Here is a 9,700-nt window from a genome sequence, read left to right as displayed (position 1 = left end):
CGGTGGGGGTATTCGGAGGGGTGATCCATATGACGTCCGGCATGACCTGACGGTGTCCGCGTGGATATGCGGCCCCCACCGCGCCCGGCCCCGAAGATCGCGTACAAGAAGTCGACCCGGCCGACCTTCGGTGCGAGTCCGCATTCCATGATCAGGCCGCTGGCCTGGGCTTCAGTGCGTTGCACAGGAAGTCGGCCGATCCGACTTCCTGTGCCCGAGGGGTGCCGGCCCAGGGCGGATCTACTCGCGTAGATGGTTGAGGGCATTACTGTCGTGAACATGAAAGGAATCGCCGCGGCCTCCGCGGGTGAATCGGCATCGAGGGTTCGTGCGGCGCGTGGGGCTGTGGCGTGGCGTGCGGGAAGTCGGCGGGTCCGACTTTCCGCGCTCGGTGAGGCGGTGTGCGGTTCGCTGCCTTGATCTACTCGCGTAGATGAGTGTCTGTGCGGGTGTTCGTGCCCGCGTGCCCCGCACGGGAAGTCGGTCGGGTCGACTTCCTGTGCGGGGGTGGCCGTCGGATGGCCGATGGCTGCGGGCGGGGATGTCGCGTTGTGCGAGCGGGTCGGCCCGCGCGGCCGACTGTGTCGCCCGGGGCGGAATCTACCCGCGTAGATGGTGGGGGTGGGAGGTGTGTGCCGTGTGGGAAGTCGGCTCTGTCGACTTCCCACGCGCGGTGGTGCCTTGATGGCGCGACGGTGTGCGGATATCGGGCGATTGGACTTCTCTGTCCGGTGATGTCCGGGATCTATCCGTGATCGTCCTTCCGTCCGGGCGGAAGGGGTGGCGCGCACAAGGAAGTCGATCGCGTCGACTTCCTGTGGAGAGCTACTCGCGTAGATTTCTCATCAGGGCCAATGTTGTGCCTTGGTGGCATTTCGGGTGACTTCCGGGCAATCGGGCAATCAACCCGTTTCCGCGGCCTGCGCGGGAAGTCGGCCCGGTCGACCTCCCGCGCGCCGACCTCCCGCGCACCGACGTCCCACGGGCCGCCTTCTCGCAGGCCGACCCCGCGGGCCGACTCCCCGCGGGCCGACTCCCCGGCGGCCGGAGGTCAGGCGACGGCCTGGCGGCGCCAGCGGCGGTAGGCGGGTTCGAGGCCGGAGAGGATGGTGTCGAAGCGGCGGGTGGTGGTGGAGGAGTCGACCTGGAGGCGGCTGATCTGGAGGGGGTGCGAGGGGAGGCGGGGGCCCAGGCGGTGGTCGGAGAGGAAGCCGAGGCGGTAGCCGAGTTCCTGCAGAACGGTTTCGGCACGGGGGTCGTGGCCGCCGTCCGGGTACGCGAAGGCCGTCGGCGGCTCGCCGAGCCAGCGGGTGAGGGCCTCGTGCGCGCCGGTGATCTCGGCGCGGACGGTGTCGTCGTCGCAGCGCCCGAGGCACGGGTGCCCCTGGGTGTGGTTGCCGATCGCGACGCCCCCGTCCCGCAGGGCGAGGAGGTCGGCGGGGGTGAGCTGTTCCTGGCCGGGTGGCCGGCGGTCGGCGCTGACCCGCAGCTCGTGCAGGCTGCGTCGGCGGTCCGGGTCGGGCATGGCCTTCAGGCGGCGGAGCAACTGGGAGGGGTGGCCGCAGTCGAGGGACCGGGCGCGGCCGCCGTGTCGGGCGAGGAAGTCGGCCTCGTGCCACCAGAACGGCCGCTCGGTGCCGATGAGCTCCGAGATGACGAAGGCGGTGGCCGGGATGCCACGGGCGTCGAGGGCGGGCAGGGCGTGGGTGAGGACGCTCCGGTCGGCGTCGTCGAAGGTGACCAGGACGCTCCGGGGCGGCAGCGGCCGCCGCTCGGTCACGGCCTGGAGGACCGCGGCGAGCGAGACGGGTGTGGCGAGCCGTTGGAGCCGGTCGAGCTGGGCGCCGAACGACCGGTGGTCGGTGACCCCGTGGTACGCCAGCACGGCGAGGCGTTGGGCGGCCCGGGCCCGGAACAGCGGCTGGACGGGGGCGAACCGCAGCCATTCGCCCCGCGTGTCCTGCTGTTCCGCCTCGACGGTCGGACGGCTACGGCCCCCGCCGTGCCCTCCGGCCTCGTGCCGGTCCGCCGCGTAGCCGACGGGCGGCGGAAGTGCGCGCACGCCAAGCGCGGGCCTGGCGCGGGCCATGGAGATCGATGTTGTGGACTGGGACTGCGGCACGGTTCCCCCTCGTTCGCCGAGCGGCGTGGCGGTACCGCCGGAGGACGGAGCCCGGCCTCCGACTCCAGGGGTCGGCGGCTCCGCCCCTGGATTTTCCTGTTCTCGGTGGGGGTTCTCGCCCACCCCTCGAACGGCTCCTGGATCACTCAATGCCATTGAGACCGTTGCACCACGGGGATGGTTGTACCGGGGGGACGAGGATTTTTCGTGGACTGATTGTGGAGTAGGAATGCGCATCCGCGGTTCCCGGACATCTCCGATGGAAGCCTTCGGACGAGCCCCGGATCGCCCCCGGGGTCAACCCCCGGATCGGCTGCCGGATCGGCCTCCGCTGCGCTCCGCGACCACCCCCGTGACACCCCGAACCGGCTCGGGTGCCCCGGTTGCGCAGCGTGTCGGGCGCTGCACTCCCTGCGGGCTGCCTCCCGCGTCGGGCGGGGGTACCTTGGGCTCATGGCAGATGCGGACCGTGACCCCTTCCACTTGCACGGAGCCTCACGGATGGCCCGCGCGTGCAGTGGCGGAGCCCTGGTCACCCACCAGCTCCCGTTGGCCGTGGTGGGCCTGGCCTGCCTGGCAGCGGGCATCGTCGTCGCAGTGATCGTTCCGGACAGTGGCGGCCCGGCCTGGGCGATGGCGGTGGCCGGATGTCTGGCGGCCGGTGTCCTGCTGCTCGGCCGGATCGCCTTCGGCCGTCTCCGCGATCGGCGGCGCACAGCGGTCTAGCGGAGCCCGGTCCGAGCCGGGGGCCGGGACCGGACGCGACCGGGCCGGTCCGGACGGGGGTCACCGGGCCCGGCCGCACCACATCACCCTCACCCGCCCGCCGTGTGTCGACGGTGTTCGGAATTCAGAAACAGCAGATCGAGCGGAATTGGTCAGGCCGACCGGATACCGTCCTGCCGGACAGAATTCAGCCCCCTTTTTTCACCATTCTCGGACGACGTCCTCATCACGTCCTTACTGTGAATGCGTTCTTCCGGCCGAAACGCCGTGGAGGGGAGCGATGAGCGGCAGACCGGATAACGCTGCGCCCGTCTCGTGAAACGCGGTGGCGATCTCGCCGTCGTCGCCCTGGCCGCGATCGCCCGGCGCTGCCGCCGGCCCCGTCCTGCTGCGCCGCACCGGCCGTGGTCCGGTGCTCCGGCGGCCGACCCGGGCCGGGCAGCACACCCGGGGCACGGCAGGCCACGCCCAGGGCACGACGGAGCACATCGGGCCACGTCAGGCCGGTCGGCGCCCCGCGCCGGGGGCGGACCACCCGACTAGGCTGCGGCCCATGGCCATTCCTCCCTTCCTCGCTGACCTCCGCGCCCTCGTGGGCAACCGCCCGCTCTGGCTGAGCGCCGTCGTCGCCGTCGTGCTGGACGACCGTGACCGGGTGCTGCTCGCCCGCCGCGCCGACGACGGCCGCTGGGCGCCGGTCGGCGGGATCCTCGACCCCGGTGAGCAGCCCGCCGACGGCGTGGTGCGCGAGTGCGAGGAGGAGACCGGTGTGGTGGCCGTGCCCGAGCTGCTCGCCTCGGTCACCGTCTCGCCGCAGGTGACGTACCCGAACGGCGACGTGACGCAGTACCTGGTGCTGACCTTCCGCTGCCGCGCGGTCGGCGGCGAGGCGCGGGTGAACGACGACGAGTCGCTGGAGGTCGGCTGGTTCGCGCTGGACGAGCTGCCGCCGATGGTGGAGTCCGAGCACGAGCGGCTGCGCCACGCGCTGGAGTGCGAGGGCCCGGCCGTCTTCACCTGGGACGGCAAGGAGCGCCCCTGACCCGCGCCGGCTCCGGCCGCGGTCAGCCCTTGTACTGCCGGTAGGCCTCCTCCGCCGCGTCCAGCACCGCCGCCAGGTCGCCGCCCGCGGTGGCGGTCGCTGCCGCGGCGACCGCGCCCTCGACGAACGGGGCGTTGGCGAACCGGACCGGGAACGGCAGGCCGTGCTCGTCGGCCTCGGAGAGCAGGGCGCGGACGGTGGTGACGGCGCCGCCCAGGTCGGCGAGCACCACCACGCCGTGGCCCTGGTCCACCCGGCGGGTGGCGGCAGCCACCAGGACGGCACTGATGCCGGGGCCGTCCGACGGGTCGCCGCCGGTCGCCGAGATCGGGGCGGGGGAGTCGGATCCGGTCAACGCGAGCGCGAGATTGCGTACCGCGGTGGCCAGTTCCTGGCTGTGCGAGACCAGGGCGATGCCGACCCGCCCGTGTGCGGGGGGCCGGCCGGGGGTCGGCCGGGGCAAGGGCATGGGCGAGGGGGGCGTGCGGGGTGCCGGGGGGTGTGCCGAGGGTGCGTCGGAGATGGGGATGACGTCGGCGCGGGTGCCGTCCCGGCGGCTCATCGGCTGCTCCCTTGGGCGGGTCGTGGGGTTGGGCGGGCCGGGACCGTCCGCAGGCGCGCTCCGGTCCCCGTGCGGGGCCCCGGAAGGTCCCGTACGGGCCACGGAGGTCCCCGTACGGCCCGGGGGTGCCCTCCCGCGCCCTCGCAGGCCCGGGCGGCGCCCTGGCAGCACTCTGGCAGCTGCCCGGCGCCCCCGCCGGTCGGGACACGCCTCGACCCTCCGCGGGGCGGTTCCACCGCCCCTCCGGCGGTGCCCGACCGCGGCCGGGGGAGTCCTCGTCAACCCGCTGACCGGGGCCGGGCGGTGTGGCTAGGCTGGCCCCGGAACGCCGTCGGGAGGAGATCGGTCAGTGGCAGTCAACAGCGGTACGGACACGGAGACCGTGGGTGCGCAGCCGGAGCTCGCGCCGAGCGGGAAGCCCAAGGTGGACTTCACCGGTGCGGAGTGGCTGTGCAGCAGCCAGGGGGTCGGAGACGTCCAGATCGCGTTCGTGGACGGGTACATCGGGATGCGGGACGGCCGCCAGGAGGACGGGCCGGTGCTGGTCTTCACGCCGGCGGAGTGGCGGGCCTTCGTGCTCGGCGCCCGGGACGGCGAGTTCGACCTCACCTGAGCCGCTCGTTCGAGCGCCTCGCCACTGCGGAGCGGGTCCCCGGATGACGACCGGGGACCCGCTCCGCAGGCGGTTTTCCGGTCGGAACATCACAACTGATGATCTATTGAGCGTGCCCCGTCAGAATTTCTGTTGACTGTTAGACAAACGCAGCTCAGAGTATGAGCACAGGCAGACGCCGTGCCCACCGCCCCCACGCGGCCAGACACGGCGCCTGCTGTGCGGCCCGGCAGCGTTGCCAGGCCATCCTCCCAGTCATCCCCTGCGCACCGGGGTGCGTCGGCCGGTCCCGGCCCACGAGGGGCCGGCAGTCGCCGGGAGGCTGGCGCCGAATCCGAGAGCGACTCGGAGGCCGGCACCGATGCTCGGGACCCGCACGCCCCCACGCGGCGGCGTCCCGAGCAGATCCACGGGAGCGACGGGCCGGGGCCCCGCGGATCTGGCTTGTGATGCATGGAACTGTTGGCTTGTGTGTTCGTGCTGTGTGCGATGACGAAGCTGGGTGCTCGGCAGTTCGGCACGACGAGTGCACAGTGAGGGATACGCGTGTAGGGCCGCGTTGCGACATGCCGTCCCCCCGGAGGGTGAAACCCAGAACGGCTGTCGTGCTGAACCGAACGTAGCCCGGACGGTTGCTCAGAGTCAACATTGGTCTCTGAGCGTCGATCTCCCGCTCGTCCCCCGTCGGTGTCCCACCCACCTCGCGAGCGCGGTGTGCCGGACACGTACGATGTTCCCATGTCTTTTCTCCGCCGTCGCTCCGGACAGCCCGCCGGCCCGGACTTCGACGTGCTCGCGATGGACCCGGGCGACTGGCCCGGCGACTTCGGTGCGGCCATGATGACCGGCCCGGACGGCTCCTGCCAGGGGATTTTCCTGCGCTACGACCTGTTCGGCGGCAGAGGCCCGGCGATGTTCATCGGCAACCTCCCCGAGGGCTCGCCCGCCCGGGAGACCGGCGACAACGTGCCCTTCGAGGTGCGGCAGCTGCTCGCGGCGCTGGAGAACGACGAGCCGGTCGACTTCGTCTCGGCCGAGGATTTCCCGGTCATGCTCGGCGACGACCTGCTGATCGTGAAGAAGGTCAAGGTCAGCGAGGAGCGCGTGTTCTGCGCCCAGTTCGGCCGCAGCGACGGCGTCCTGGTCACCATCGCGTCCTGGGACCGACCGATTTCGGACGACCTGTATCAGCTGCTGAAGCCGCTCCCGGCGGACATGTTCCAGCAGGGCTGATTCCCGGGGGCCCCGCCGAGGGGCCCGGGCACCGATTTCCGGCCGGTCGGCCGACGCCCGCCCGGTGCCGGTTCGCCGCTTGACGGTATCGATCAACGGTTCGTACAGTCGCGAACATGCCGTGCCGTCTCCCGCTGCTGACCCGTCGCAGGCATCTGGACCTGCGGCGCACCGCCAGCGCGGCGTGTCCGGGTCGCTGAGGGGGATCCGTCCCCCGGCGGCGGGTGTCGGCCGGGTCCGGTCGGCGCCGGAACCCGGGGGCGGGCCGTGAACCGACCTCCGGGGCCGCCAGTCGGTACCGCGCGCCCGTACGGGCGCGCCGCCCGTCCGTCGAGCCCACGCTGCCGCCCGGAGGCACCGCATCATGACGACCCGCGCCGCCGACCGTCCGCCCGTCGACCGTGCGCCACAGGGGCAGCCCCCCGGTGACGGCCCCCTCGACGGCGGTTGCCCTGCCGACGGTTCCCCCGCCGACCGTCCGGAGGCACCCCGTCCGTCGGCCGCCCGTTCCCGGGCCGCCTCGCCGTCGTCGACTTCCGGACAGGCCGAATCCGGCCAACCGGCCTCCCCACCGGCCTCCCGACCGGTCGGCCGTTCCCGCTCGGGCGGCCGCCCGGGTTCCCGATCGGCCTCCGGGCCGGCCTCCCCGCCGACCGAGCCGTCGACCGAGCCGTCGCCGTCCGACCGCGCGGCGGTCGAGGACGCCCTGGCCGGGCTGCCCCGGGTGGTCGACCTGCTCGCCGCCCGCGCCGAGGAGCACGACCGCGACGCGACCTTCCCCTACCAGGGCATCGAGGCGGTCCACGAGGCCGGACTGCTCACCCTCACGGTCTCCCGCGCGTACGGCGGACCGGGCGGCACGCTCGCCGACACCGTCCGGGTGCTCTCCCAACTCGGCCGCGGGGACGCCTCGGTGGCCGTGGTCACCGCCTTCACCCTGCTCCGGCACGCCGAGCAGGCCCGCCGCGCCGACTGGCCGACGGCCGGCTACCGGCGGCTGCTCACGGAGTCCCGGCGCGGCCCCGCGCTGGTCAACACGCTGCGGGCGGAGCCCGGCGCCGGACCGGGCGGACTGCCGGAGACGGTCGCCCGGCGGGACGGCGACGGCTGGCTGCTGACCGGCCGGAAAACCTACTGCACCGGCGCCGAGGCACTGGCCTGGATGGCGGTGACCGCGCGGACGGACGAGGAGGAGCCGAGGACCGGCACCTTCCTGGTGCGCGGGGAGAGCGAGGGCCTGGAGATCGACCCCACCTGGGACCAGCTCGGTCTTCGCGCCAGCGCCAGCCACGACGTCGTGCTGGACCGGGTCCGGGTGCCGGCCGACCTCGCGCTCGGCCTCGGCACGCGCGAGCCGCGGAAGGGTGCCGGGAGGAGCGGCGGCGAGCACGCCGCCGGTGCCGGTGCCGGGAGCCGTGCCGAGCACGGAGCCGGGAGCGTCGCCGAGGCCGAACTGTCGCGCGCCTGGCACGATCTGGCCCTCTCCGCGGTGGCGATCGGCGTGGCCCGGGCCGCCGAGTCCTGGCTGGTCCGCTTCCTCGGCCGGCGAACCCCGGCCGACCCGACCGAGCCGTTCGGCACCCCGTCCCGCCACCGCTGTGCGCTCGGCGAGATCGAGGCGCAGCTGATCGGCGCCGAGGAACTGGTCGAGGGCCTGGCCCCCCGGGTGGACCGGGGCGAGCCGGACGCCGTCGCCAGGACCGGTCCGGCCCACCTGCTGGCCACCCGGGCCGCGACGGCGGCGGTCCAGCAGGCCGTCGCCCTGGCCGGCAACCCCGGCCTGAGCCGGCGCCACCCGCTGGAGCGCTACCTGCGGGACGTGCTCAGCAGCCGGGTGCACCTGGCTGCCGAGGAGGTCGTCCTGGACGCCGCCGGCCGGGCCGCCCTGGAGCGTGGCGCCCGGCCGTGACGGGCCCGTTCGGCGGCGTCCAGTCCGTGGCGGCCCGGCCGGCGGCCCTGGGGCCGCCGTGCACGGACGCCGGTTCAGCGCGTCCCGACCGCCGCCCGGACGGCCCGGCGGGCGAGCGCCGCGTCGTCGTAGAGGCGGCGGATCATGATCCGCTGCTCCTCGCCGGCGCCCGGCACGTCGTACAGCCGGATCTCCCGCATCAGCACCAGCACCAGGTTCACCAGGAACGCGTCCCGGGCCATGGTGCCGCCGCTCTGGGCGAGTTGGCTGATCTGACGGCGTGCCGCGGTGTCCCCGGAGAGCACGCTCCACAGCACCGCCAGGTCGTAGCCGGGCAGGTACCAGCCGGCCTGTTCCCAGTCGACCAGCACCGGGCCGGACGGCGCCAGCAGCATGTTGCTGAGCAGGGCGTCGCCGTGGCACAGCTGCATCGGGGTGTGGCCGAGGCCGTGCAGCAGGCCGCGCAGGTCGCCGGCGTCCCGGTCGGTGAGCTGGCCCACCGAGTGGTAGCGGGCGATCTCCAACTGGTAGTCCAGGCGCGGCTGGAACACGTCCGTCGGCGGCCGCCACAGGTTCAGCGTCCGGACGGTGTTGAGCAGCGCCCGCACCTCGCCCGGGGTGGGCGCGTTGACCGGGTGGCGCTCCCGGGCGGCCGGGCGGCCGGGGACGCGCTCCATGACCAGCACGCAGCGGTCGTGGTCGGCCGCGACCAGCCGGGGCAGCCGCACCGGCGGGCGGTGCCGGACGAACGCCCGGTAGACCGCGACCTCGTGGTGGAAGTCGGCCACCAGCTGCTCGAAGTACTCACTCCGCACCGCCTGCGGCGCCAGGCACTTGGCGACCACCGGAGCCCGCCCGATGGTGCCCGCCACCAGGATGTGGCGGCTGCCCTCGCGCAGGACCTGGCGCGGGGTGAACGCGGGACATATCCGCGCGACGCCGGCCAGCGCGGCCCGGACCGACGGGGTCTGCAGCGCCGACGGGTCGATCCGCTCCGGCCCGCCGGGCTGGCCGGGCCGCCGGGCGCGCAGCACCTGGCCGTCGGCCTGGCGGGCGAGCGGGATCCGGCCGCCGACCGGCGGAGCGGTCTCGGGTGCGCGCAGCCCCAGCGCGGTACGGCCGGTGGGGCCCAGTGCCGTGCGGCCGGTCGGGACGACCCGGGTGTCCGTGGCCCGGCCCTCGACGCCCCGCGGAGCCACCGGGCGGCTGGCCGGGGGCACCTGCTTGGGGCCGGGTCGGCCGGTGGCTGCGGTGGGGGGGCGCAGCGCGGGGCGGGTCGCGGTCGGCGTGGGGGTCGTCGCTGAGGAGTACATGGGCTGAGGGAGGTCCCTTCCGGTCCGTCGGCGGGGTGCGGCCCCGCGGGGGCGGGGTAGGGCCGGTGCCGTGTGCTTCCTGGCGTGACGGCGGCCCTGCGGGTGGTGCGGTGCGGCGGGTGGTGCGCGGGCGCCGGGCACGGACGCGGGGTCAGGAACCCCTGTTCGGCGTGTGCTCCG

Annotated in this window: 9 protein-coding genes; 6 read left to right on the top strand and 3 right to left on the bottom strand. The window is 74.2% G+C overall.

Annotated elements, in window-relative coordinates; all coding sequences use genetic code 11:
• Window positions 1-1,051 precede the first annotated feature (1,051 nt).
• On the bottom strand, window positions 1,052-2,122 hold the full coding sequence (locus ACIGG8_RS37605; RefSeq protein WP_396553100.1) for a polysaccharide deacetylase family protein: 1,071 nt from the start codon (window positions 2,120-2,122) through the stop codon (window positions 1,052-1,054).
• 501 nt (window positions 2,123-2,623) lie between these two features.
• Between ACIGG8_RS37605 and ACIGG8_RS37600 the strand changes: the two genes are divergently transcribed.
• Both ACIGG8_RS37600 and ACIGG8_RS37595 read left to right on the top strand, forming a co-directional pair.
• A complete protein-coding gene (locus tag ACIGG8_RS37600) occupies window positions 2,624-2,848 on the top strand; it encodes a hypothetical protein (RefSeq protein WP_350526197.1) in 225 nt (74 codons plus the stop codon).
• Window positions 2,849-3,401: 553 nt separating this feature from the next.
• Window positions 3,402-3,890: an NUDIX hydrolase gene (locus ACIGG8_RS37595; RefSeq protein WP_396553099.1), complete on the top strand. Its 489-nt coding sequence runs from the start codon at window positions 3,402-3,404 to the stop codon at window positions 3,888-3,890.
• A 22-nt stretch (window positions 3,891-3,912) separates the two neighbouring features.
• On the opposite strand, the gene ACIGG8_RS37590 is transcribed toward ACIGG8_RS37595, so the two are convergent.
• Window positions 3,913-4,452, bottom strand: a complete 540-nt coding sequence (locus ACIGG8_RS37590) for a PTS-dependent dihydroxyacetone kinase phosphotransferase subunit DhaM (RefSeq protein ID WP_396553098.1) — start codon at window positions 4,450-4,452, stop codon at window positions 3,913-3,915.
• A 349-nt stretch (window positions 4,453-4,801) separates the two neighbouring features.
• On the opposite strand from ACIGG8_RS37590, the gene ACIGG8_RS37585 reads away from it, so the two are divergent.
• From ACIGG8_RS37585 to ACIGG8_RS37570, 4 genes are all read left to right on the top strand, one after another.
• Complete coding sequence (locus ACIGG8_RS37585; RefSeq protein ID WP_396553097.1) at window positions 4,802-5,065, top strand: DUF397 domain-containing protein; 264 nt, start codon at window positions 4,802-4,804, stop codon at window positions 5,063-5,065.
• A gap of 738 nt (window positions 5,066-5,803) precedes the next feature.
• The gene (locus tag ACIGG8_RS37580) at window positions 5,804-6,298 is read left to right on the top strand and encodes a hypothetical protein (protein WP_350526276.1); all 495 of its coding nucleotides are present in this window, start codon (window positions 5,804-5,806) and stop codon (window positions 6,296-6,298) included.
• Between the two features lie 116 nt (window positions 6,299-6,414).
• Window positions 6,415-6,498 (top strand): putative leader peptide, encoded by an 84-nt coding sequence (locus ACIGG8_RS37575; RefSeq protein WP_350526312.1) that lies wholly within the window; start codon window positions 6,415-6,417, stop codon window positions 6,496-6,498.
• Window positions 6,499-7,022: 524 nt separating this feature from the next.
• Window positions 7,023-8,207 carry an acyl-CoA dehydrogenase family protein gene (locus ACIGG8_RS37570; protein ID WP_396553096.1) on the top strand — a complete coding sequence of 395 codons (1,185 nt, stop codon included), beginning with the start codon at window positions 7,023-7,025 and terminating at the stop codon, window positions 8,205-8,207.
• Window positions 8,208-8,281: 74 nt separating this feature from the next.
• Here ACIGG8_RS37570 and ACIGG8_RS37565 read toward each other — a convergent pair whose 3' ends face one another.
• The gene (locus ACIGG8_RS37565; RefSeq protein ID WP_350526278.1) at window positions 8,282-9,520 is read right to left on the bottom strand and encodes a phosphotransferase; all 1,239 of its coding nucleotides are present in this window, start codon (window positions 9,518-9,520) and stop codon (window positions 8,282-8,284) included.
• Window positions 9,521-9,700 lie beyond the last annotated feature (180 nt).

Origin of the sequence: Kitasatospora sp. NPDC085464 (assembly GCF_044541955.1) — a bacterium.
Taxonomy (GTDB): Bacteria; Actinomycetota; Actinomycetes; order Streptomycetales; family Streptomycetaceae; genus Kitasatospora.
Note: the sequence above shows the minus strand (reverse complement) of the source record. Positions and strands in the feature narration are given on the sequence as shown.

Bases quoted from the DNA above. Each gene is read 5' to 3' on its own strand.
- ACIGG8_RS37600 (WP_350526197.1), top strand. From the start codon at position 2,624: ATGGCCCGCGCGTGCAGTGGCGGAGCCCTGGTCACCCACCAGCTCCCG.
- ACIGG8_RS37595 (WP_396553099.1), top strand. From the start codon at position 3,402: ATGGCCATTCCTCCCTTCCTCGCTGACCTCCGCGCCCTCGTGGGCAAC.
- ACIGG8_RS37590 (WP_396553098.1), bottom strand. From the start codon at position 4,452: ATGAGCCGCCGGGACGGCACCCGCGCCGACGTCATCCCCATCTCCGAC.
- ACIGG8_RS37580 (WP_350526276.1), top strand. From the start codon at position 5,804: ATGTCTTTTCTCCGCCGTCGCTCCGGACAGCCCGCCGGCCCGGACTTC.
- ACIGG8_RS37575 (WP_350526312.1), top strand. From the start codon at position 6,415: ATGCCGTGCCGTCTCCCGCTGCTGACCCGTCGCAGGCATCTGGACCTG.
- ACIGG8_RS37565 (WP_350526278.1), bottom strand. From the start codon at position 9,520: ATGTACTCCTCAGCGACGACCCCCACGCCGACCGCGACCCGCCCCGCG.